This window comes from Pseudomonas sp. B10 (genome assembly GCF_900156235.1).
GTDB lineage: Bacteria > Pseudomonadota > Gammaproteobacteria > Pseudomonadales > Pseudomonadaceae > Aquipseudomonas > Aquipseudomonas siliginis.
Genome location: NZ_LT707063.1, coordinates 5,846,202 through 5,868,379 on the forward strand (window position 1 = coordinate 5,846,202; position 22,178 = coordinate 5,868,379).

Sequence of the window (22,178 nt, forward strand, 5' to 3'; positions counted from 1 at the left end):
TCATCGAAATCCCTGTTTGCGCGTGGATTGCATGGCTCAAAAAGCCAATTGTTGAGTCATTTGCAGCGCAGCATTTTCCAGCCTGAGCAGGAATGCCTTGCGCGGTTGTCCGCCACCATAACCGGTCAGCGAGCCGTCTGCGCCGATCACTCGGTGGCACGGGACTACGATCGACAGGCGATTGTGCCCGTTGGCCAGGCCGACGGCACGGCTGGCGCCGGGTTTGCCCAAGCCCGCCGCGATGGCGCCGTAGGTGCTGGTGTGGCCATAGGGAATTTGCAGCAGCGCCGCCCACACCTCACGGGCAAAAGCGCTGCCGGGCAGGTGCAGCGGCACGCTGAACTGAGTGAGTTTGCCGGCGAAATAATCCGCCAGTTGCACCTCGATCTGCTGCAAGTGGGCGTTATGCCCCGGTGCAATCGCGTAGCCGTAACGGTTTTGCAGGGCTTCGACCTCGCGGGTCAGCGCCGGTCGATCGAGAAACTCCAACAACACCAGCCCGCGCCGCTCGGCCATGGCGATCATCGGCCCCAGCGGCGTGGTCAGGCGGGTGAACAGCAACGGCTCACTGTTGGCCGCACGGCCCGGGGTGATGTGGAAGGACTTCTGAAACGCATCGCGAAAACCGCTGAGCGACTCGTAGCCGGAGTCAAACGCCGCGTGATCGATCGATGTGCCTTGCCTGATCCCGCCCAGGGCCATGCCGAGGCGACGTGTGCGCAGCCAGGCGTGGAAGGTCATGCCGAAGTGCTGCTTGAACCAGCGTCGCAGCTTCAGCGGTTCGATACCCTCGGCGAGCAATTGCGCATCGCTCCAGCGCCGTTCGGGATCGGCGTCCACCGCATTGAGCAGGCGCTGCACCCAGTCCGGGGCGATGGCCGCTGCGTCCAGCGGTTTGCAGCGCAGGCAGGCGCGGTAACCGGCGCACAGGCACTCGTCGGCGTGGGCGAAGAATTCGACGTTTTCCGGTTTCGGCTTGCGCGCCGTGCAACTGGGACGGCAAAAGATCCCGGTGGTTTTCACGGCGGTGAAGAACACGCCTTCATAGGCAGTGTCGCGCTCGAGCATGGCGCGAACCATTTCGGCGTGGGGCGGCAGGGCAGCGGCTGGTATGTTCATGGCCAGAGAGTAAATCCGCTTTGTCGATGGCTCCACCGAAAAATCGACAGTGAATTTTTTCCCTTGTGCAGCACAATGGGCGGGTCGCCGCTTTCGAGGAAGCCAACCCATGCATCCGTTTTCCATTCAGCGCATCGATCACATCGTTCTGCGCGTCGCCGACCTGCAACGCAGCATCGATTTCTACGCCAAGGTGTTCGGCGCCGAAGTGGTCAGGCATAACCAGCCGCTGGGGCTGGTGCACCTGCGGGCCGGTAAGTCGATGATCGATCTCGTCGATTTGGCGGGCGAACTCGGGCGCAAGGGCGGCGGCGCCGCTGATGCGCACAAGCGCAATGTCGACCACTTCTGCCTGCGCATAGAACCGTTCGACGAAGCCGCGCTCATCGCCCATCTGCAATCGTTCGGGCTGACCGTTGAACAAGCCGCCAGGCGTTTCGGCGCCGAGGGTTACGGCTTGTCGCTTTACTGTTTCGACCCGGACGGCAATCAGGTCGAACTCAAAGGCCCGTCCGAGAGCGATCAGCCAGCGGTTTCCTGAAGCAGCAGCTCGGCCACTTGCCCGAGGGCCGAGCGGCCGTTTTGCGGTTGTTCAGAGGCCAGATTGAACAGCGCCAGTTGCCGATCGGCGCTGGTGCCGCTGTCGATGATCGCCCGGGCACGTTCGAACAACTGCGCCGCGCCCAATACCTGTGCCGTTTCGGCAAAACGCTGCTCGGCCAGTTCCAGCCATTGCGCGAGCGAACAGTCGCCGTCGATGCCTTCGACCAAAAAGCGCGCGTGAATCCCCTGATGTTTGGCCCGCCAGCGATTTTCCTCCAGCATCGAACGCGCGGTCTGGTCGTACAGCAATCCGGGCCGCCGCTGTGCACTGGCATGAGCCACCAATACGCGGAAAAACGCCGCCAGGGTCAGCGCATCATCGACCCGAGGGCAAGCGTCGGTCATGCGCAGTTCCAGGGTCGGAAAACGCGCGGCCGGACGCACGCCCCACCAGCACTCGCCGGGCTGGCTGATCGCGCCGATGCGCATGAGCAACGCCAAGTGTTCGTCGTAATGGCGCTGATCGGCGAACAGCGGCGGGATGCCCATGCGTGGCCACTCGTCACACGCGGTCTGCCGATAGCTCATGAAGCCGCTGGCGGCGCGATCCCAGATCGGCGACGAACAGCTCAGTGCCAACAGCAGCGGCGTCCACGGCAGGACTTCGCTCATCACGGCGATGCGATCCAGCGGCTCGATCACCTCGACGTGCACATGCAGGCCCGACAACACGCTGCGCCGGGCAACATGGCCGTAGCGCTCGAACAGATGATGGAAATGTTCCTCGTCGGTCGGAACCTGCTCGCGCCAGTCGGCCAGCGGATGACTGCCGGCGCTGAGCACGCCCAGAGCAAATGGCTCCAGGGCCGCGCGCAAGGCCTGACGGCTGCCACGCAGAAAATCACTGGCGTGCTCGAAATCGCTGAATACCGGCGAAGCCACTTCGATCTGGCCCTGAAACATCTCTGTGGCAAACCACACACCCAGCGCCGCCCGGCAAGCCTCGATGGCCTGTGGCGGCGGACTGCCGATCATGCGCAGGCTCTGCAGGTCAGTGAGAAAGTACTCTTCCTCAATGCCGAATCGCGGGTGGCTCATGACGGTGCTCGAGCAAGTGTTTCTCTTGAGAACCGTGCGCCGTTGCGGTGGTTCACGCCAGGCGACCAGTGCCCCGCGAATGCACCGTTGGTCTTGTCCATTGCACTTGAGCGGCCAAGGCGTTTCCAAACAAGTCCGATCAACGTGTTCTGGAGGCAGACATGAGCAACCCATCCAGCAACGACAAAGCGCTTAACCAAACCGTCAATCCCAACGACGACGGCTTCGCCATCGGCACGGCCGGGCGCGATGAAGACCCCAACGCCACCACCGACTGGGACGTTAGTCGCGATAACGAGGATGTCATGACGCCGGACGATACTCGCGGTCTGCCCGGTTATCCCGGCGCCGAAAAGAACAATCCTTCGAAACCCGTTGCCGACAACAGCGTACCGGCCAACGGCGATCCATCGGTGCAGAACGACGGCGCTGATTGAGGTGGTCAGCAGTGGCAGGATAATGGCGTCGGTCGAACTTTTCTGATCCGGCGCCACTCTGAACCTGTCATAGGGTCGCAGTTCGACAGAAAAAACGCTTCGGCAGGCAGAAAAAGCCGCGTGGCGTGATAAATTCCCCCCACGTCGAGCCCACCCAGAATGGCCCCTGCCGGGTCCCACCAAGAGCGATCTACATGCAAGCAAAGGCCCGTGAGGTTTATGTGCCACCGGTGCTGCAAGATCTGCGGGCCGGCACAGCCGAACTGCACATCGCACTGGAAAAACGCCTTCCTTTTTTTACCGATACCCTCGATACCCCCGCATTCGAGCGCTTGATGGCGGCCTATTACGGTTTTTATCAGCCGCTGGAACGGGCGTTGCTCGCCAGTGGCGCTGTCCCGGATGATTTCGATCTGACGCCTCGTTTGAAGGCCGATACCTTGCACGCCGACCTGCGCGCACTGGGCGCGACGACCAATGATTTGCCGCTGTGCGAGGACTTGCCGGTGATCGACTCCAGCGCCGCCAGTCTCGGCGTTTTGTACGTGCTCGAAGGCGCGACCCTCGGCGGGCAGATCCTGCGTCGGGAGATCGCCGCGCGGCTGAATCTGGACGCCGACAATGGCGCTGCCTTCCTCGATGTCTACGGCGCGGCCACCGGGCGGCGCTGGCGCGAGTTCATCGAATACCTGAGCAACCGGCCCATGGCGGCCAGCGAACGCGCGGACGTGGTCAGCGCAGCACAAACCACATTCAGCTGTTTCGAGCAGTGGCTCGAGCGCCAGGAGGTACTGGCATGAACCCGCAAGACCCACAAGCCTTTGAAGAACTGCTGGCCAACTGTGCCGACGAGCCGATCCGCTTTCCCGGCGCGATTCAGCCCCATGGTTTGCTGCTTACTCTGACCGAGCCTGCGCTGCAGATCATCCAGGTCAGCGCCAACGTCGAAACCCTGCTGGCCCGCGCGCCCGAATCCTTGATCGGCCAGCCGCTGCACAGCCTGATCGGCGCCGAACATACTGCGCACGTGCTCGAAGCCTTGCAGCAGGCAGCGTTTTCCGAGGCGGCGCCGCTGCGATTCGAGCTCAACGGCACTGAATTCGAAGGTTTGCTGCACCGCCATCAGGGCGTGCTGATTCTCGAGCTGGAAATTCATGTGAAGAATTTCCAGCCGCGCAACGTCGCCGGGGTCAGCACTCACTTGGGTCGCATGCTCCAGCGCCTGCAAGCGGCGACCACGCTGCAGGCCCTGTACGACATCAGCGTCAAGGAAATCCAGGCGATGACCGGTTACGACCGGGTGCTGATCTATCGTTTCGAGGAAGAGGGCCACGGTCAGGTCATCGCCGAAGCGTCCGATCCGTCGATGGAAGTGTTCAATGGCCTGTTCTTCCCGGCTTCGGACATTCCCGAGCAGGCGCGCGAGCTGTATCGCACCAATTGGCTGCGGATCATCCCCAACGCCGATTATCAGCCGGTGCCACTGGTGCCGAAGCTGCGCCCGGACACGCAGACGCCGCTGGACCTCAGTTTCGCCACGCTGCGCAGCGTCTCGCCGATTCACTGCCAGTACATGAAGAACATGGGCGTGCTGTCGTCCATGAGCATTTCCCTGCTCAAGGGCGACAAGCTCTGGGGCCTGATCAGCTGCGGCAATCGCCAGCCGCTGCACGTGCCGCATGAATTGCGCATGGCTTGCCAGACCATCGGCCAGGTCCTTTCATTGCAGATCAGCGCCATGGAAACCCTTGAGTTGACCCGTCAGCGTGAAGAGAAGGTCGAAGCGCTGGCGCGGCTCAATCAGGCGATGGTCGATTCGCCGCAAAATGTTTTCGACGGCCTCGCCCAGCAGCCAGCGACGCTGATGGCGCTGGTCAATGCCGGCGGCATCGCGATCATCGAAGACAAGCAGTTGCACCGTTACGGCAACTGCCCTGAACCGGAAGAAATTCGCGCGCTGCACAAGTGGTTGCAGGCGCGCGGCGAGCCGGTGTTCGCCAGCCATCACCTGTCCAGCGTTTACCCACCTGCGGCGCAGTATCAGTCGGTAGCCAGTGGTGTGCTTGCCATGAGCCTGCCGAAACCGGTGGACAACGGCGTGCTGTGGTTCCGTCCGGAAGTGAAGGAAAACATCAACTGGAGCGGCGACCCGCGCAAGCCGCTGGACCTGGAAAACTCCGATGCCGGGATGCGCCTGCGTCCGCGTACTTCGTTCGAAATCTGGAAAGTCGAGATGGCCGGGATTTCCACCAAGTGGAGCCACGGTGACCGGTTCGCCGCCAATGACCTGCGCCGTTCGGCGCTGGAAAACGATCTGGCCCGTCAGGTACGTCGCGAGCAGGCGGCTGTGCAGGCGCGCGATGATCTGGTAGCGGTGGTTTCCCATGACCTGCGCAACCCGATGACGGTGATTTCCATGCTCTGCGGCATGATGCAAAAAACCTTCAGTTCGGAAGGCGCGCACACCTCGCGGCGTATTTCCACGGCGATCGACACCATGCAGCAGGCCACGGCGCGGATGAACACGTTGCTGGAAGACCTGCTCGATACCTCGAAAATCGACGCCGGGCGCTACTCCATCACCCCGCAGGCGCTGGAGGTCGGGCACATCTTTGAAGAGGCCCAAGCGTTGCTGTCGCCGCTGGCCCATGACAAGGACATCAGCATTTCCTTCCAGGCCGATCCTGACCTGCGCATCCACGCCGACCCCGAGCGGCTGTTTCAGGTGCTGTCGAATCTGGTGGGCAACGCCATCAAATTCACCCCGCGCATGGGCACCGTGGGCGTGCACGCCAAATCGGTGGGCGACGAGATCGTGTTTATCGTGCGTGACAGTGGCGAAGGCATTCCCAAGGAGCACTTGCCGCATGTGTTCGATCGTTACTGGACGATAAAGGAAGGCAACCCGACCGGCACTGGCCTGGGTTTGTACATCACTCAAGGCATCGTCGAAGCCCATGGCGGCCAGATCGTCGCCGAGAGCGAGCCGGGGCAGGGCAGCGAATTCCGCTTCACCGTGCCGCGCCTGGCCTGAGTGGCCCTGTAGGTTTCGATCGTTCCCACGCTCTGCGTGGGAATGCCTCTACGGACGCTCTGCGTTCGGCTCTGAATGGGACGCAGAGCGTCCCGGGCTGCATTCCCACGCAGAGCGTGGGAACGATCAGATTCGCAGCCTCAGGGTCATTTTCTTCAATACCGCAAATCCCCCGCTCGCTACCGTAGCCACCTCGTTCCTCGTTTGAAGCAGGTGTGCAATGAGTCTGATTCTTTCCATGGCGGCGTTTGCCCTCGCCGCATCCATCACCCCGGGGCCGGTCAATATCGTCGCCTTGAGTTCCGGCGCGCAGTACGGTTTCCGCGCCAGCCAACGGCATGTGGCCGGGGCGACGCTGGGGTTTGTGCTGTTGCTGGTGCTGATGGGCCTGGGCCTGCATGAGGTGCTGCAATTGTGGCCATTCATGACCCGCGTGGTGCAATGGGCCGGGGTGGCGTTTCTGTTGTTCATGGCCTGGAAACTGGCCAGCGATGACGGCCAGTTGCACGCCAGCGAATCCGGCCGCGCGCCGTCGATGCTCTATGGTGCGGTGATGCAATGGCTCAACCCCAAGGCCTGGCTGGCATGCGTGGCCGGCATGGGCGCGTTTGTCGCCGACGGCGAGGCGCGGCTGGTCTGGCAGTTTGCGGCGGTGTATCTGGTGATCTGCTATCTGTCGGTGGGCTGCTGGGCCTATGCGGGGACGTTTTTGCGCGGGTATCTGAGCAATGCGGCGGGGATGCGCTGGTTCAATCGGTTGATGGCGTTGATGCTGGCGGTGAGTGCGCTTTATTTGCTGTCCACTTGATTCACAGGCCCACCACAATCCCCTGTGGGAGCGAGCAGGCTCGCTCCCACAGGGGGGGGGCAGTGTTCAACTTTGAGTATGAAGTCAGCCGCGATACTGCCCCGGCGTCGCCGCCAGATGTTGTTTGAACGCTCGCTGAAAATGCGCCTGATCGGCAAACCCGGCCTGGAGCGCGACATCGGCAATCAACTGGCCGCTGCGCAAGCGCTCGCGGGCGAACTGGATGCGCTGGTTGACCAGGAAGGCATGGGGCGTCATCCCGTAGCGCTGCTTGAACGCGCGAATCAGGTACGACGGCGACAGCTGCGCCGCCGCGCAAATCGCTTCGAGGCTCAGCACTTCGGTGCAATGTCCACGGATGAAATCAGCGGCGCGCTCCAGCTTGAAATTTGGTTCGGCAACGGGCTCGTCCGCCGGATTAAGGCGCCCCTGCAAATCACTGAAAAACTCAACCGCTGCGCTGTGTTTCGCCAGTGCCTCCATTTGGTCGTCGAGCAAAACCTCATACAACCCCATCAATTTGCCAAACAGCTCGGCATCGGTCAGATGCGTATCGGAGAACCGTCGAAATTCCAGCTCCTCCGCAAACCCCAGCTGATGCTGCAAATCCGTCAGCCACGGCGTTTCGACATACAACATCACGTACGACCAAGGCTGATCATCGATCGGATTGCAGGCATGCACATCGCCGGGATTCATCAGCACCACGGTGCCGGCCGCCACCTCATACTGCGCTTGCTCATGCACATAGGTACTGCGCCCGGCGGTGATTGCGCCGATGGAAAAGTGCGCATGGGAATGCCGCGCATAACAGACTTCACGCCCATCCGCGATGGCCCGCGCTTCGATGAAGGGCAGGGCGTCGTCGCGCCAGAAACGCGGGGCTTTCGCGGGGTTTTTCGCTGTGGCGCGTTTCATCGTGATCGTCCCGGCAGGTCAGCGTCTGAGTGTATTAGCTCTGGCCAGCGAATGCCCGTTGCAGTGCAGCAACATTGAGTTCTTTCATCTGAAACACTCGCCTGCATTGCAGCTCCGACTGTTATAGGCTCTGGGGGGCGTGACACCACGGGCGCGATGGAGCTGAACCATGACTGCATTTACCGGCGGATGCCTGTGCGGCGATGTGCGTTTTCAAGCCTCTGGCGAGCCTTACCGGGTCGGGATGTGCCATTGCCTGGACTGTCGCAAGGTCCACGGTGCGCTGTTTCATGCCTCGGCGATTTTTCCTGAAGACGCGGTGACGATTACCGGCGAAACCCATGAGTACCAGGGGCGGCACTTTTGTCCGCGCTGTGGTTCTTCGGTGTTCAATCGCAGTGGTGATGAGGTTGAGGTGAACCTCGGCGCGCTGGATGCGCCGGATCAGTTGAAGCCGACCTATGAGAGCTGGATTGTGCGGCGCGAATCGTGGTTGCCGGATTTCCCGCTGGCCAGGCATTACCGGGGCGATCGTGAAGGCAAAGGGCGGGCAGAGGGATAGGGGATCGATTCAGCCTTCAGCACGCCTGCGATTTCTGTGGGGGCGAGCCTGCTCGCGATAGCTATCTCAAAGATACGAATGAATAGCGGATCTATCTTGACCCCTGTGGGAGTTGGCTTGCCAGCGATGGCGGCCTTCCAGCCGACCAGTCTCCGAGGGGAATACCCAATTCCAACTGTGGGAGCGAGCCTGCTCGCGAAGGCGTTGGGTCAGTCAATATGCAAGTGGCTGAACGAACGCTTTCGCGAGCAGGCTCGCTCCCACAATTTGTTTTGTGGTGTCCGCTGCTATGGGCACACCCTCAGTTCTGTTAACCGCGAATAAACGCCAACAAATCCGCATTGATGGTTTCCGCTTGCGTGGTCGGCATGCCATGCGGAAATCCCGGGTACGACTTCAGCGTGCCGTTGGGCAGCAGTTTCGCCGATAACGGTGCGGAGTTGGCGTAGGGCACGATCTGGTCATCTTCGCCGTGCATCACCAACACCGGCACGGTGACTTTTTTCAGGTCTTCGGTGAAGTCAGTCTGCGAGAACGCGACGATGCCGTCGTAATGCGCCTTGGCGCCGCCGATCATGCCCTGGCGCCACCAGTTGGCGATGATTCCTTCCGCCGGCTCGGCGCCCGGGCGGTTGTAGCCGTAGAAAGGTCCGCTCGGCACATCGCGATAGAACTGCGCGCGATTCGACGCCAACTGCGCCTGAAAGCCATCGAACACCGATTTCGGCAAACCGCCCGGGTTGCTTTCGGTCTGCACCATCAGCGGTGGCACGGCGCTGATCAATACCGCTTTGCTGACCTTGTCCTGACCATGCCGGGCGATGTAATGGATCACTTCGCCGCCGCCGGTGGAATGGCCGACATGCACCACGTTGCTCGTACCCAGATGATTGACCACCGCCAGCACATCGTCGGCGTAGTGGTCCATGTCGTGGCCGTCCCAGACCTGGCTCGAGCGGCCATGTCCGCGTCGATCATGAGCAATCACCCGAAAGCCCTGTGCCAGGAAAAACAGCATCTGCGCGTCCCAGTCATCCGAGCTGAGCGGCCAGCCGTGGTGGAAGTGGATCACCGGCGCGTCGCGCGGCCCCCAGTCCTTGTAGAAGATGTCGACGCCGTCTCGAGTGGTGACAAAGCCCATATTCGTTACTCCTGACCTGTGATGGACAACCGCGAGGTTCGCGGGCCGGTTGCGCAGAGATACGACGACTCAGTGCGAGCCGTTATCAACTGTAGGAGCAATGCCGGGGTCTGCATGACCGCTGGTCACAACATCTGGCTTGCTGCGCAATTTAGGCTTTGCTGAAAGGGATAAGCGCGGGCGTCCGTAGGTTTTTCCGACCACAGCGACGCCCCTTTGCAATACGTGAGTCTGAGGAAATCACCGATGCTGACCCTGAATATCAATGGCAAGGATCAGGAGCTCGATGTCCCCGCCGACATGCCGCTGCTCTGGGTTCTGCGCGATGTCGCGCACCTGACCGGGACCAAGTTCGGCTGTGGCATGGCCCAGTGCGGCGCGTGCACGGTGCACGTTGATGGCGCGCCATTACGCTCCTGTATCACCCCGGCGACTGCCGTTGCCCATGGACAGAAAATCCTCACCATCGAGGGCTTGTCCACCGATGGCTCGCACCCGGTGCAGCAGGCCTGGGCCGAGCTGGATGTGGTGCAGTGCGGTTATTGCCAGTCCGGGCAGATCATGTCCGCCGCCGCGTTGCTGGCGAAAATTCCCAAGCCCACCGACAGCGATATCGATCAGGCGCTCTCCGGCAATATCTGCCGCTGCGGCACTTATCCGCGCATTCGTGCAGCGGTCAAACGCGCCGCCGAAATCGGCTGATTCATTCTCTGGGAGATGAACGATGAACGGTCCGCTATCGCGTCGGGGATTTCTCAAGGGCAGCGCCGTGCTGGGCGGCGGCCTGATGGTGGCGTTTGTGGTGCCCGGGGCCAACCGCTTTGCCCGGGCGGCAGAAAATCAGAACAAGACCTTCGCGCCCAACGCGTTCCTGCGCATCGCGGCGGACAACAGCGTCACCGTGCTGCTCGGCCATTCAGAAATGGGCCAGGGCATCTGGACCGGCCTGACCATGCTGATCGCCGAGGAGCTGGACGCCGACTGGTCGAAAATCCGCGTAGAGCACTCGCCAGCCTCGGCGGCGGATTACGGTTTGCCGGCGTTTGGCGGCATGCAGATCACCGGTGGCTCGACCTCGACCTGGATGGAATTCGACCGCTATCGACTGGCCGGGGCGACGGCGCGTCAGATGCTGGTGGAAGCGGCGGCGAAACGTTTCGACGTCGCCCCGTCGACGATTCGCACGGAGTCCGGCGTGGTCATCGCCGGGGACCAACGCGCGACCTACGGCGAACTGGCCGATGCCGCCGGGCAACTGCCGGTGCCTGACCCGAAAACCATCACTTTCAAGGAAGCCAAGGACTGGAAAGTCATCGGCAAACCAACCAAGCGTCTCGACACCCCGGAGAAGATCACCGGCCGCGCCAGATTCGGCATGGACGTGCAGTTCGAGGGGCTGATGACCGCGATGGTCGCCCGCGCGCCGGTGTTTGGCGCCACGGTGAAATCCTTCGAAGGCGCCGCAGCGCTGGCCATTCCCGGCGTGCACAAGGTGGTGCAGGTGCCCAGCGGCGTGGCGGTGGTGGCCGAGCATTTCTGGGCGGCGAAGCTGGGCCGTGATGCGCTGAAGGTCGATTGGGACCTGGGGCCGTTGGCCGACATGAGCAGTGAAAAGCTGCTGGAGAGTTTCCGCAAACTGGCAGCGACGCCGGGCACTTCCGCCACTCAGGCGGGGGACGCCAAGGCCAATTTCGGCAAAGCCGCGAAGAAAATCGAGGTCGAATACAGCGTGCCGTATCTGGCCCACGCGCCGATGGAGCCGCTCAATTGCACGGTGAAAATCAGCGCCGGCAAATGCGAAATCTGGACTGGCACGCAGTTTCAGACCCTCGACCAAATGGTCGCCAGCAAGATCACCGGGCTTAAGCCCGAGCAGGTCGAAATTCACACGGAATTTCTCGGCGGTGGCTTCGGTCGCCGTGCCAATCCGACTTCGGATTTCGTCGCCGAAGCCGTGCAAGTGGCGAAAGCAGCGGGCTTGCCGGTGAAAACTGTGTGGGCGCGCGAGGATGACATTCGCGGCGGCTACTACCGCTCGATGTATCTGCACAAGGCGCAGGTCGGACTGGGCGCTGATGGTTTGCCGATGAGCTGGCAGCATGTGCTGGTCGGCCAGTCGATCATGGCCGGGACGATGCTCGAGGCAGCGATGGTCAAGAACGGCATCGATGCCACCTCGGTCGAGGGCGTGGCCGACAGTCCGTATATCAAGGATCTGCCTCATCATCAGGTCGATCTGCATTCGCCGCACACCGGCATCAATGTGTTGTGGCTGCGTTCGGTGGGCCATACCCACACGGGTTTTGTCATGGAATCGCTGATCGATGAACTGGCGACGGCGGCGGGCAAGGATCCGGTGGAATACCGACGCACGTTGCTCAAGGCGCACCCGCGACACCTCGGCGTGCTCAATCTGGCGGTGGAGAAGGCCAACTGGGGCGCGCCGTTGCCGGACGGGCATGCTCTGGGCGTGGCGGTACACGAGTCGTTCGGCAGCTATGTGGCGCAGGTTGCCGAGGTGTCGCAGGACAATCTGGCGATCCGCGTGCATCGGGTGGTCTGCGCGGTGGACTGCGGCATTGCAGTGAATCCGCAGAGCATCGCCGCGCAGATGGAATCGTGCATTACCTTCGGTCTCGGCATGGCGCTGCATAGCAAGCTGACCGTCAGAGACGGCGGCGTCGTGCAATCCAACTATCACGATTATCAGGTGTTGCGGCTCAACGAAATGCCGGTGGTGGAAGTGCATATCGTCCCCAGCAGCGAAAAACCCGGCGGCATCGGTGAGCCCGGCGTGCCACCGACCGCGCCGGCCGTGGCCAACGCCGTGTTCGCCTTGACCGGGCAACGCCTGCGCGAACTGCCACTGCAACTGTCGGGGGTGTGAGATGAAACGACATCTTGTGTTGGGCACCGTCGTGTTGCTCGGTCTTGGTGGCTATGCCTCGGACCTGTTTGCCGAGGATCAGGAAGCTCTGAAAGCCTTTGGCACGGTGCAGAAAGTCTTTCAGAGCCCGCGCTGCCAGAATTGCCACATTCCCGGCGATTCGCCGTTGCAGTTCGACGCCGGCATCCCCCACGCGATGAATGTGGTGCGCGGCATGGATGGCAAGGGCGCCGCCGGTTTGCCCTGCGCCACCTGTCACGCCGAAAGCAATCCGCCGGCCAGTTATGGCCCCCATGCGCCGCCGGGTGCGCCGCACTGGAGCCTGCCGCCAGCGGCACACAAAATGGCCTGGATCGGCCTGCCCTCGGACAAGCTCTGCGCGATGATCAAGGACCGCGCGAGCAACGGCGACCGGGATTTTGCCGCACTGTTAAAACACGTCAGCGAAGACAAACTGGTGCTCTGGGGCTGGAATCCCGGGGCAGGGCGCGCACCGGTGCCGGTGCCGCACGATATTTTCGTCGCGCAGTTCAAACTCTGGGCCGATGCCGGCGGGCCGTGTCCGGTGGCGCAGATGTGATGCCCCGTCGATTAAGCGCTACGCTGAACGCATGACTGTCTACGGAGTGTGCGCATGCTGGTGCCCGGAAAACCTGCCAATGAAGCTGCACGTATCGACGCGCTGCATGGCCTCAACCTCGACTCAGCGCCGGAGGAGCGCTTTGATCGTCTGACGCGCCTGGCCAAGCGCTTGTTCAACGTGCCGATCGCCCTGGTCACGCTGGTCGACACGGATCGCCAGTGGTTCAAGTCCTGTGTGGGTCTGGATGTCAGCGAGACGTCCCGCGATGTCTCGTTCTGCGGCCATGCGATTTTGCAAAACGAGCTGATGCTGGTGCCCGATGCGCTGGAAGATTTGCGCTTTCATGACAACCCGTTGGTCACTGGCGCACCGAATATTCGCTTTTACGCCGGTTATCCATTGACGGTGCCGGACGGTAACAAAATGGGCACCCTGTGCCTGATTGATACCAAACCTCGCCATCTCGATGACGAAGAGCGCGCGCTGCTGCGTGACCTCGCGGAGATGGCCGAGCAAGAGTTGATGGCGGTGCAGATGGCGAGCATGGATGAGTTGACGCTGCTGTCCAATCGCCGTGGTTTCAAGCAATTGGCCCAGCACGCACTGGACGCCTGCGCACGTTTGAACCGACCGGCGACACTGTTGTTTTTCGATCTCAACGACTTCAAGCAGATCAACGATCTGTACGGCCATGCCGAAGGCGACAGCGCGCTGAAGACCTTCGCCGATGTGTTGCGCATTGCCTTTCGCGAGAGCGATGTGGTCGGGCGCTTGGGCGGTGATGAGTTCGTCGCGTTGCTGACCGGCTCGAGCCACGTTGAAACCACGCGGATCATGGCGCGGCTCAAAGAAATCCTCGAAGAGCGCAACGCCACGCTGCACCGTGGTTATGCGATTCGTTTCAGCGTCGGCCAGATCGAATACGACCCCACACGCCACGAAACCGTTGATCGCCTGCTGGCCGATGCGGATGGCGCAATGTATGCGCACAAGCAAGCTCTGAAAGGCTGTTAGTAACGGCCCCATCGCTGGCGAGCCAGCTCCCACAGACTCCCTTGAATCCCGTGGGAGCGGGCTTGCCCGCGATGGCGGTGGGTCAGGCAATTTGATGCTGGCTGATCGAATGTCTTCGCGAGCAGGCTCGCTCCCACAGAAATGGTGCTGAACTGAAAATCCTCCGCGCCTTCGAAACCTGTGGGAGCGAGCCTGCTCGCGAAGGCGTCAGTCGATCTATCGCCGGATTCGCCAGTGCTCAGCGCTTGGGCGGGCTCAGCTTCTGGTAAAGCGCCAGCCATTTCTCGTGACTCGCAGCGGCATCCTCGAGTTCGGGCACGCGCAATGCGTCTTGCAAGGCTTGTGCTTTAAAGGCATCGAACAGATGCCGGACAGCGGTGCTGGCGATGGCGTTGACTGTGTTGGAGGCGAAAGTATCGGGCACGGCGGCGCGCTCCTGTTGCGCCAGGGGGGCGCCCTGAATATTGAGGCGAGTAATGAACGCGTTACAAGTGGCATTCAAGCGAGGCTGGGAGCCGTGCCTGTAGGCTTCGGCGTCGAGGGGCAGCGATTTCGCCGCATCATTTGCCCCCGATGGTTTGAGTAATGCAAGGTCGATATCGCGACGCAGCACCACCTCATTCCTGCCAGTGAAAATCTCGAAGACTCTGGCTGGCCTCCCACGCAGCAGCGCCAAAATGCCGAATGGCGCGTTGCTGGCGTCAGCCAGCTTGCCCATGGCTGCCGATACTGGTCGCAGGGCGAGCAGTTCCAGCTCGTGGTCTTCGATGTCGATTCGCTGCGCGAACGGCAAGCGACAGAACGCTTCCTTGAGAAATGCGCTATGAGCGTCCTTCATTTGCCTCAGGCGTGCGCTCAGTGCCGCATGGAAGTAGGTCGCCACATTGTGCAGTCTGGGCAACGAGGCAAGCATGGGGGCCAGTTGCAACTGTGCATTGCTCGATTGCCATCCCGCCAGCTTCCCTGTCAGCTTGCCGGCGACATGCAATTCGCTCAGCGAGTAATGCGCTGCAGAGGCCTGCGTGTCGGCGTCTGCAACAAACAGCGCCTTCTCCGTGAGGTAGGGGGAATCGCTGAACACCTTGCGCAGATCGGCCAGGGCAACCGTGACGGGAGTGGGCGGTGCCGAGAGGAACGCCCGCCGATAAAGATCATTCAACAGGCGATTGTGATTGCGGAACAGGACATCGGCCTGCTTCAGCGTCGTGGCGTCATAAACAGTCACCGGAAATTCGGCGTTGCGTTGGATCAGCCCTCTGGCAACCGCCCAGTCAACGACCAGTGAGGCACAGGAATCCTCGCGCAGGAATTTGTAGAAGTGCGTGGGGGCCGGGCCTTTGGTCAGTTGGCTCAGTTGCTCATAGCTCATCAGGCGTGCCACACCCGGCATATGGCTTTCGATATACAGCACGACCTGCTTCAGCCGTACCCAGCGCGAACAACTCATGTAACAAAGTGATGGCGGAATATGCCGGGTCAGAAACTCCGGCGCTATACCGGACAACAACAGATGGGTCGCCAACGTCTTGTTTTTGACCGATGCAAGAGCGGGCTGCCGATCAATGAAGCGGCGTACTTCGTCATAGCTGTCGCCCCAGAAATCACGCCCCTCCAGACGTTGCACGACAATACGGTTCAAATCCTCACCCGCGTTCGGCTCCAGGCTGAGAATCAATGCAGCGAGCAACAGGCGATCGCGGTTGGTGGCCAGCAGGCGTTTCTCCTGCGCCGGAGCACCCAGATTCTTCACCAGCAGATTGCCCAGCGTTTGCGCGCGCGGTGTGATCAGGATACGGCTGATCAGGTAGTCGGCTTTGGCCTGGAGCGTTTTGAGCGGCAGATTGGTATCGACATCCTCACTGAGGTAGTCGATCAACGGCGGCGAGTCTACGGGTAAAAACGCCTGTGTGGTGTCGATGATGCTCTGACGCTGTTGCGCCGTGAACCGCTCGGTTTGTGTCCACGGCTGACCCAGCAGATACCAGTGATTCATATGCCCTGGGCGGGTGTGCAGATTGATCCTGAACCATTTCACCAGCGCGAGGGCTTGCTCGACAGTGTTCGGCAAAAGCAGATTGTAGAAGCGCAGCATTTGCCCAAGGGTGACTTTACCGCTTGAGCGCAGGGCGCCGCCGGCTTTGCTTGCCTTGGCCTTGAGCTGGTCGCGAAAGAGTTTCAGATCAGCCTGTTTTTCCACCTGCGCCGTCAGGGTGACCCAGCCTTTTACGCTGGCGGTACCGACATGACCGGATTCGGTGACGAGCAATTGGCTGTCGGCGGGCAGTCCGTGCTGCTGCAGGATGGCTTGAAAATCCTCATCGGCGCTGAGTATTTGCAATTGACGCTGGCCATACTTCATCCGTCCCGCCAGCGCAGAATCCGGATGGGGCTCGCTGATTTCCTCGTAATCGATTTTGGCCTTGGGCGCTTTGTTCCAGCTCAGCGCTTCAAGGCGTCGCACGATGTGCCGGTTATCTTCCAGAGCGCCAAATTCTTCACGATAACTGCCGATGGGGTCGTTGCTTTGCACGTAATCGCTGACGTAGGGCAGCGCCGGCCAGCTTTGCTGGCGCAGGCGTTGCGCAAGTGCCTTGGCTTCGCGAGCATCCAGCGGCAACGCAAACTCATAGCGGCCCAGAAGCTCGCCCAGTTTGAGGCGCGGCCCTCTGGCCGGCGCGGAAACAGAGGCCGAAGTGAGCGTTACCGGCGAGTCGAGAAAGCCTCGCTGCTCGAAAGGGTCGCTCGCCAGCAGCACTTCATCGATTCGATCGGCGATCGCCCGAAAGTCTTCCAGTTGCGCGTTGCGTTCCTTCACCACCGCCGACGTGCTTTTGCCGTTTTCATCGATGGCCGCCAGACCGGTTTTCTTCAGCTCGGCGAGGATGACTCGGGCCTGAATCTGGTTTTGCGGCTCCGGGTAACCGTAGAACGCCAGCACCACTTGCCGTGGAAACCGATACAGCGGGTTGGCGGATTTACCGCCGATGTAGGGCAGGCCCAGCCCCGCAGGATCGATACGCTGGGAAATCGACAGCAGCATCGGCGCCATCTGCCACCAGCCCGAATCATCTTCCAGAGTGAACGTGCGAACGTCGCTGGAGCCGTTCGAGGGTGTTTGCGCTTGCAGGGTATCGCCCTTGATCTGCAGGGTGTCCAGATCGATGTTAAAGCCACTGGCCCAGTCCAGAAATTCGGGGCGTTCGAGGGCGCTCCAGTAAAGCTCCATCCATTCGCGCAGCCGGCATGCACGGGGAACCTCCAGCGTGCGCGCCGGCGTGGCGGCGCTGACCACCGGTACGGCGGTCAATTCTGCGATGAGATTGTGAATCAGCGTCTGTTCATGTACCGGTGTGTCGTTCATCTGCGCCTCCCTGGCGGCTGATAAGCATCGAGCGCCGAGTATCAAAGGCAGGGCAGGGTGGTTGGCGGTACATATGTAGTTGGGCGAGCTTTTCTGCAGGCATAAAAAAACCCGCCGGATCCGGCGGGTTTTTTAACGGCTAAAGGAAGATCACTCTTCGATGTTGCCCATCGCGGTGGTGTTGAAGCCGCCGTCGACGTACATGATTTCACCGCTGATGCCCGACGCCAGGTCGGAGCACAGGAAGGCGCCGGCGTTGCCGACTTCTTCGATGGTGACGTTGCGGCGCAGCGGAGTCTGCGCTTCGTTGGCGGCCAGCATCTTGCGGAAGTTCTTGATGCCGGATGCGGCCAGGGTGCGGATCGGGCCAGCCGATACGCAGTTGACGCGGGTGCCGTCCGGACCGAGGGAGCCGGCCAGGTAACGGACGCCGGCTTCCAGCGAAGCCTTGGCCATGCCCATCACGTTGTAGTTCGGCATGGTGCGCTCGGCGCCCAGGTACGACAGGGTCAGCAGGCTGCCGTTGCGGCCTTTCATCATTTCGCGACCAGCCTTGGCCAGGGCCACGAAGCTGTAGGCGCTGATGTCGTGAGCGATGCGGAAACCTTCACGAGTGGTGGCTTCGGTGAAGTCGCCGTCCAGTTGGTCACCCGGGGCGAAGCCGACGGAGTGGACGATGCAGTCCAGACCGTCCCACTTCTTGCTCAGCTCTTCGAAGACCTTGGCGATTTCTTCATCGCTGGCCACGTCGCACGGGAAGCACAGCTCAGGGCTCGAACCCCAGCCTTGTGCGAACTCTTCGACGCGACCCTTGAGTTTGTCGTTCTGATAAGTGAAGGCAAGCTCAGCGCCCTCGCGATGCATGGCGGCAGCGATGCCGGATGCGATGGACAGCTTGCTGGCGACACCGACGATCAGTACGCGCTTACCGGCGAGAAAACCCATGTGTTGCTCCTCTTTCAGGTTATTGCGCAGTGGCTGGTGCCAGAAAAGCGGCTTCCAGCAACTGCTGTGTATACGGATGTTCGGGGGCGGCAAAGATACTTTGCGCGTCTCCCTGTTCGACCACTTGGCCATGCTTGACCACCATCAGCTGGTGGCTCAGCGCTTTGACGACAGCCAGGTCATGGCTGATGAACAAATACGTCAGGTTGTACTTGGCTTGCAGTGAACGCAACAGCTCCACCACTTGCCGCTGCACCGTCCGGTCGAGCGCCGAAGTCGGCTCGTCCAGCAGGATCAGCGCCGGTTTCAGCACCAGGGCCCGGGCAATGGCGATTCGCTGCCGTTGCCCTCCGGAAAATTCGTGGGGGTAGCGGTGCCGGGTTTCCGGATCCAGACCTACCTCCTTCAATGCCGCAATGATCGCCGCTTCCTGTTCGGTCGCGGTGCCCATCTTGTGTATCCGCAGGCCTTCGCCAACGATGTCATTGACGCACATGCGCGGGCTCAGGCTGCCGAACGGGTCCTGAAACACCACCTGCATCTCCCGCCGCAGCGGGCGAATCTCGTTCTGCGTCAGGCAGTCTAGCTGCTTGCCTTCAAAGCGGATCGCGCCTTTGCTGCCGATCAGCCGCAAAATCGCCAGACCGAGGGTGGATTTACCAGAACCGCTTTCGCCGACGATCCCCAGGGTCTGGCCCTGAGGCAGGCTGAAATTGATGCCGTCCACTGCCTTGACGTAATCCACCGTGCGTTTGAGCAGGCCTTTCTTGATCGGGAACCAGACTTTGAGGTCCTCGACTTCGAGCAGCGGCGCGCCGATTTCATTGCTCGCCGGGCCGCCGCTGGGCTCCGCGCCGAGCAATTCCCGAGTGTACGGATGCTGCGGCGAACGGAACAGCTCTGCGCACGATGCCTGTTCGACGATGCAACCGCGCTGCATGACACATACGCGATGTGCAATTCTTCGCACCAGGTTCAAATCGTGACTGATCAGTAGCAGCGACATGCCCAATCGAGCCTGAAGATCCTTGAGCAAATCGAGGATTTTCAGCTGAACGGTCACGTCCAGCGCGGTGGTCGGTTCGTCGGCAATCAGCAATTCCGGCTCGTTGGCCAGGGCCATGGCGATCATCACGCGCTGGCGCTGGCCGCCGGACAATTCATGGGGCAGGGCCTTGAGACGCTTGTGCGGCTCGGGAATGCCGACCATCTCCAGCAGTTCCAAAGTGCGCTTGGTCGCGACTTTGCCGCTCAGGCCCTTGTGGATGCCGAGCACTTCGTTGATCTGCTTTTCGATCGAGTGCAGCGGATTGAGCGAGGTCATCGGCTCCTGAAAGATCATGGCGATGCGGTTGCCACGAATATGGCGAATAGTCTTCTCGCTCAAATCCAGCAGGTTCTGCCCGGCGTAATTGATGCTGCCGGCCGGATGTCGCGCCATGGGGTAGGGCAGCAGGCGCAGGATCGAATGCGCCGTGACCGATTTGCCCGAGCCCGATTCACCGACCAGCGCCAGGGTTTCGCCGCGCTTGATGTCGAAGCTCACGCCCTCGACCACGCGGTGGACGCGCTCGCCGAAACCGAATTCGACGGCGAGGTCGCGCACTTCGATCAGATTGTCCTGATTCATTTCACTTCCTCGGGTCGAAGGCATCGCGAGCGGACTCGCCGATAAACACCAGCAGGCTCAACATCAGCGCCAGCACGGCAAACGCGCTCATGCCCAGCCATGGCGCCTGCAGGTTGGATTTGCCTTGGGCAACCAGTTCGCCCAGCGACGGACTGCCGGCCGGCAAGCCGAAGCCGAGAAAGTCCAGCGCGGTCAGGGTGCCGATGGCGCCGGTGAGGATGAACGGCATGAAGGTCATGGTCGAGACCATGGCGTTGGGCAGGATGTGACGGAACATGATCGCGCCGTTCTGCATACCCAGCGCGCGGGCGGCGCGCACATATTCCAGATTGCGGCCACGGAGGAACTCGGCGCGCACTACATCGACCAGGCTCATCCACGAGAACAGCAGCATGATCCCCAGCAGCCACCAGAAATTCGGCTGGACGAAACTGGCGAGGATGATCAGCAGATACAGCACCGGCAGCCCCGACCAGATCTCGAGAAAACGCTGCCCGGCGAGATCGACCCAGCCGCCATAAAAGCCCTGTAGCGCCCCGGCAATCACGCCGATGATCGAACTCAGCACGGTCAGCGTCAGCGCAAACAACACGGAAATGCGGAAACCGTAGATCACCCGCGCCAACACGTCGCGGCCCTGATCGTCGGTGCCCAGCAGGTTGTCCGCCGAAGGTGGCGCCGGGGCCGGGACTTTCAGGTCGTAGTTGATGCTCTGGTAGCTGTAGGGGATCGGCGCCCACAGAATCCACGCGTCCTTGGCCTTGAGCAGCTCACGGATGTACGGACTCTTGTAGTTGGCTTCCAGCGGGAATTCGCCGCCGAACGCGGTTTCCGGGTAGCGCTTGATCGCCGGGAAATACCAGTTGTTGTCGTAATGCACGACCAGCGGTTTGTCGTTGGCAATCAGCTCGGCGCCCAGACTCAGGCCGAACAGGATCAGAAACAGCCACAGCGACCACCAGCCACGCTTGTTGGCCTTGAACAGTTCGAAGCGCCGGCGGTTGAGAGGGGACAGGTTCATCTCAATGCTCCCGGCTGGCGAAGTCGATACGCGGATCGACAAAGGTGTAGGTCAGGTCGCCGATCAGTTTCACCACCAGTCCGAGCAGGGTGAAGATGAACAGCGTGCCGAACACCACCGGGTAATCGCGATTGATCGCCGCCTCGAAACTCATCAGGCCGAGACCATCGAGAGAGAAGATCACTTCCACCAGCAACGAGCCGGTGAAGAAGATACCGATGAATGCCGACGGGAAACCGGCAATCACCAGCAGCATGGCGTTGCGGAACACGTGGCCGTAAAGCACGCGATGGCGGGTCAGACCTTTGGCCTTGGCGGTGACCACATACTGCTTGTTGATTTCGTCGAGGAAGCTGTTTTTTGTCAGCAGGGTCATGGTCGCGAAGTTGCCGATCACCAGCGCGGTGACCGGCAATGCCAGGTGCCAGAAGTAATCGAGGATCTTGCCGCCCAGGCTCAGCTCATCGAAGTTGTTCGAAGTCAGCCCGCGCAGGGGGAACCAGTCCAGATAACTGCCGCCGGCAAATACCACGATCAGCAGGATCGCAAACAGAAACGCCGGGATCGCATAGCCGACGATGATCGCCGAACTGGTCCAGACGTCGAAGTGGCTGCCGTGCCGCGTGGCCTTGGCGATGCCCAGCGGGATCGACACCAGGTACATGATCAGCGTGCTCCACAGCCCCAGCGAGATCGACACCGGCATCTTTTCCTTGATCAGGTCGATGACCTTGGCGTCGCGGAAGAAACTGTCGCCGAAATCCAGCTGCGCGTAGTTCTTGACCATGATCCACAGACGTTCCGGGGCCGATTTGTCGAACCCGTACATGTGCTCGATTTCCTTGATCAGCGCCGGGTCCAGCCCCTGCGCGCCACGGTAGGACGAGCCGGCCACCGCGACCTCGGCGCCGCCGCCGGCAATCCGGCTGGTGGCGCCTTCGAAACCTTCGAGCTTGGCGATCATCTGCTCGACCGGCCCGCCGGGCGCGGCCTGGATGATCACGAAGTTGATCAGCAGGATGCCGAACAGGGTCGGGATGATCAGCAGCAGTCGCCGAAAGATATACGCCAGCATCT

At 61.3% G+C, this 22,178-nt stretch carries 19 protein-coding genes; 10 read left to right on the forward strand and 9 right to left on the reverse strand.

Annotated features, from left to right (window positions below; translation table 11 throughout):
* Nucleotides 1-36: 36 nt before the first annotated feature.
* On the reverse strand, nt 37-1,119 hold the full coding sequence (locus tag BXA01_RS26620) for a bifunctional transcriptional activator/DNA repair enzyme AdaA (protein WP_076567500.1): 1,083 nt from the start codon (nt 1,117-1,119) through the stop codon (nt 37-39).
* Nucleotides 1,120-1,228: 109 nt separating this feature from the next.
* On the opposite strand from BXA01_RS26620, the gene BXA01_RS26625 reads away from it, so the two are divergent.
* Entirely contained in the window at nt 1,229-1,660 is a 432-nt protein-coding gene (locus tag BXA01_RS26625) for a VOC family protein (RefSeq protein ID WP_076567503.1), read from the forward strand.
* On the opposite strand, the gene BXA01_RS26630 is transcribed toward BXA01_RS26625, so the two are convergent.
* On the reverse strand, nt 1,642-2,760 hold the full coding sequence (locus BXA01_RS26630; protein ID WP_076567506.1) for a carboxylate-amine ligase: 1,119 nt from the start codon (nt 2,758-2,760) through the stop codon (nt 1,642-1,644). The two genes, BXA01_RS26625 and BXA01_RS26630, sit on opposite strands and share 19 nt — an antisense overlap.
* A 161-nt stretch (nt 2,761-2,921) precedes the next feature.
* Between BXA01_RS26630 and BXA01_RS26635 the strand changes: the two genes are divergently transcribed.
* From BXA01_RS26635 to BXA01_RS26650, 4 genes are all read left to right on the forward strand, one after another.
* Nucleotides 2,922-3,197, forward strand: a complete 276-nt coding sequence (locus BXA01_RS26635; protein WP_076567509.1) for a hypothetical protein — start codon at nt 2,922-2,924, stop codon at nt 3,195-3,197.
* 194 nt (nt 3,198-3,391) lie between these two features.
* Nucleotides 3,392-3,997 carry a biliverdin-producing heme oxygenase gene (locus BXA01_RS26640; protein ID WP_076567511.1) on the forward strand — a complete coding sequence of 202 codons (606 nt, stop codon included), beginning with the start codon at nt 3,392-3,394 and terminating at the stop codon, nt 3,995-3,997.
* The gene (locus BXA01_RS26645) at nt 3,994-6,231 is read left to right on the forward strand and encodes an ATP-binding protein (protein WP_076567513.1); all 2,238 of its coding nucleotides are present in this window, start codon (nt 3,994-3,996) and stop codon (nt 6,229-6,231) included. The genes BXA01_RS26640 and BXA01_RS26645 overlap by 4 nt, the downstream gene beginning before the upstream one ends.
* Nucleotides 6,232-6,451: 220 nt before the next feature.
* Nucleotides 6,452-7,039 (forward strand): LysE family translocator, encoded by a 588-nt coding sequence (locus BXA01_RS26650; protein ID WP_076567516.1) that lies wholly within the window; start codon nt 6,452-6,454, stop codon nt 7,037-7,039.
* 84 nt (nt 7,040-7,123) lie between these two features.
* Here BXA01_RS26650 and BXA01_RS26655 read toward each other — a convergent pair whose 3' ends face one another.
* The gene (locus BXA01_RS26655; protein WP_076567519.1) at nt 7,124-7,957 is read right to left on the reverse strand and encodes an AraC family transcriptional regulator; all 834 of its coding nucleotides are present in this window, start codon (nt 7,955-7,957) and stop codon (nt 7,124-7,126) included.
* 169 nt (nt 7,958-8,126) lie between these two features.
* Here BXA01_RS26655 and BXA01_RS26660 point away from each other — a divergent pair, with 169 nt between their 5' ends.
* Complete coding sequence (locus tag BXA01_RS26660; RefSeq protein ID WP_076567522.1) at nt 8,127-8,519, forward strand: GFA family protein; 393 nt, start codon at nt 8,127-8,129, stop codon at nt 8,517-8,519.
* Between the two features lie 310 nt (nt 8,520-8,829).
* On the opposite strand, the gene BXA01_RS26665 is transcribed toward BXA01_RS26660, so the two are convergent.
* Nucleotides 8,830-9,660 carry an alpha/beta fold hydrolase gene (locus BXA01_RS26665; protein WP_076567525.1) on the reverse strand — a complete coding sequence of 277 codons (831 nt, stop codon included), beginning with the start codon at nt 9,658-9,660 and terminating at the stop codon, nt 8,830-8,832.
* 246 nt (nt 9,661-9,906) lie between these two features.
* Between BXA01_RS26665 and BXA01_RS26670 the strand changes: the two genes are divergently transcribed.
* From BXA01_RS26670 to BXA01_RS26685, 4 genes are read left to right on the forward strand one after another with little or no spacing between them, the layout of a single operon-like run.
* A complete protein-coding gene (locus BXA01_RS26670) occupies nt 9,907-10,362 on the forward strand; it encodes a (2Fe-2S)-binding protein (RefSeq protein WP_010459764.1) in 456 nt (151 codons plus the stop codon).
* Nucleotides 10,363-10,384: 22 nt separating this feature from the next.
* The gene (locus tag BXA01_RS26675; RefSeq protein ID WP_076567528.1) at nt 10,385-12,547 is read left to right on the forward strand and encodes a xanthine dehydrogenase family protein molybdopterin-binding subunit; all 2,163 of its coding nucleotides are present in this window, start codon (nt 10,385-10,387) and stop codon (nt 12,545-12,547) included.
* A gap of 1 nt (nt 12,548) precedes the next feature.
* Nucleotides 12,549-13,127 carry a hypothetical protein gene (locus BXA01_RS26680; RefSeq protein WP_016774149.1) on the forward strand — a complete coding sequence of 193 codons (579 nt, stop codon included), beginning with the start codon at nt 12,549-12,551 and terminating at the stop codon, nt 13,125-13,127.
* Nucleotides 13,128-13,181: 54 nt separating this feature from the next.
* Nucleotides 13,182-14,144, forward strand: coding sequence for a sensor domain-containing diguanylate cyclase (locus BXA01_RS26685; RefSeq protein WP_071171843.1), 963 nt, complete (start codon nt 13,182-13,184; stop codon nt 14,142-14,144).
* A gap of 238 nt (nt 14,145-14,382) precedes the next feature.
* On the opposite strand, the gene BXA01_RS26690 is transcribed toward BXA01_RS26685, so the two are convergent.
* From BXA01_RS26690 to BXA01_RS26710, 5 genes are all read right to left on the reverse strand, one after another.
* Nucleotides 14,383-17,550 (reverse strand): hypothetical protein, encoded by a 3,168-nt coding sequence (locus tag BXA01_RS26690; protein WP_157115981.1) that lies wholly within the window; start codon nt 17,548-17,550, stop codon nt 14,383-14,385.
* Nucleotides 17,551-17,655: 105 nt separating this feature from the next.
* Complete coding sequence (fabI, locus tag BXA01_RS26695) at nt 17,656-18,450, reverse strand: enoyl-ACP reductase FabI (protein ID WP_003202751.1); 795 nt, start codon at nt 18,448-18,450, stop codon at nt 17,656-17,658.
* A 19-nt stretch (nt 18,451-18,469) separates the two neighbouring features.
* Nucleotides 18,470-20,080 carry an ABC transporter ATP-binding protein gene (locus BXA01_RS26700; protein WP_076567534.1) on the reverse strand — a complete coding sequence of 537 codons (1,611 nt, stop codon included), beginning with the start codon at nt 20,078-20,080 and terminating at the stop codon, nt 18,470-18,472.
* Nucleotide 20,081: 1 nt separating this feature from the next.
* Nucleotides 20,082-21,101, reverse strand: a complete 1,020-nt coding sequence (locus BXA01_RS26705; RefSeq protein ID WP_016774153.1) for an ABC transporter permease — start codon at nt 21,099-21,101, stop codon at nt 20,082-20,084.
* 1 nt (nt 21,102) lies between these two features.
* Nucleotides 21,103-22,176 carry a microcin C ABC transporter permease YejB gene (locus BXA01_RS26710; protein ID WP_016774154.1) on the reverse strand — a complete coding sequence of 358 codons (1,074 nt, stop codon included), beginning with the start codon at nt 22,174-22,176 and terminating at the stop codon, nt 21,103-21,105.
* Nucleotides 22,177-22,178 lie beyond the last annotated feature (2 nt).

What these genes read in the sequence shown, in the direction of transcription:
- BXA01_RS26620 (WP_076567500.1), bottom strand. Translation starts at nt 1,119, where the DNA reads ATGAACATACCAGCCGCTGCCCTGCCGCCCCACGCCGAAATGGTTCGC.
- BXA01_RS26625 (WP_076567503.1), top strand. Translation starts at nt 1,229, where the DNA reads ATGCATCCGTTTTCCATTCAGCGCATCGATCACATCGTTCTGCGCGTC.
- BXA01_RS26630 (WP_076567506.1), bottom strand. Translation starts at nt 2,760, where the DNA reads ATGAGCCACCCGCGATTCGGCATTGAGGAAGAGTACTTTCTCACTGAC.
- BXA01_RS26635 (WP_076567509.1), top strand. Translation starts at nt 2,922, where the DNA reads ATGAGCAACCCATCCAGCAACGACAAAGCGCTTAACCAAACCGTCAAT.
- BXA01_RS26640 (WP_076567511.1), top strand. Translation starts at nt 3,392, where the DNA reads ATGCAAGCAAAGGCCCGTGAGGTTTATGTGCCACCGGTGCTGCAAGAT.
- BXA01_RS26645 (WP_076567513.1), top strand. Translation starts at nt 3,994, where the DNA reads ATGAACCCGCAAGACCCACAAGCCTTTGAAGAACTGCTGGCCAACTGT.
- BXA01_RS26650 (WP_076567516.1), top strand. Translation starts at nt 6,452, where the DNA reads ATGAGTCTGATTCTTTCCATGGCGGCGTTTGCCCTCGCCGCATCCATC.
- BXA01_RS26655 (WP_076567519.1), bottom strand. Translation starts at nt 7,957, where the DNA reads ATGAAACGCGCCACAGCGAAAAACCCCGCGAAAGCCCCGCGTTTCTGG.
- BXA01_RS26660 (WP_076567522.1), top strand. Translation starts at nt 8,127, where the DNA reads ATGACTGCATTTACCGGCGGATGCCTGTGCGGCGATGTGCGTTTTCAA.
- BXA01_RS26665 (WP_076567525.1), bottom strand. Translation starts at nt 9,660, where the DNA reads ATGGGCTTTGTCACCACTCGAGACGGCGTCGACATCTTCTACAAGGAC.
- BXA01_RS26670 (WP_010459764.1), top strand. Translation starts at nt 9,907, where the DNA reads ATGCTGACCCTGAATATCAATGGCAAGGATCAGGAGCTCGATGTCCCC.
- BXA01_RS26675 (WP_076567528.1), top strand. Translation starts at nt 10,385, where the DNA reads ATGAACGGTCCGCTATCGCGTCGGGGATTTCTCAAGGGCAGCGCCGTG.
- BXA01_RS26680 (WP_016774149.1), top strand. Translation starts at nt 12,549, where the DNA reads ATGAAACGACATCTTGTGTTGGGCACCGTCGTGTTGCTCGGTCTTGGT.
- BXA01_RS26685 (WP_071171843.1), top strand. Translation starts at nt 13,182, where the DNA reads ATGCTGGTGCCCGGAAAACCTGCCAATGAAGCTGCACGTATCGACGCG.
- fabI (WP_003202751.1), bottom strand. Translation starts at nt 18,450, where the DNA reads ATGGGTTTTCTCGCCGGTAAGCGCGTACTGATCGTCGGTGTCGCCAGC.
- BXA01_RS26700 (WP_076567534.1), bottom strand. Translation starts at nt 20,080, where the DNA reads ATGAATCAGGACAATCTGATCGAAGTGCGCGACCTCGCCGTCGAATTC.
- BXA01_RS26705 (WP_016774153.1), bottom strand. Translation starts at nt 21,101, where the DNA reads ATGAACCTGTCCCCTCTCAACCGCCGGCGCTTCGAACTGTTCAAGGCC.
- BXA01_RS26710 (WP_016774154.1), bottom strand. Translation starts at nt 22,176, where the DNA reads ATGCTGGCGTATATCTTTCGGCGACTGCTGCTGATCATCCCGACCCTG.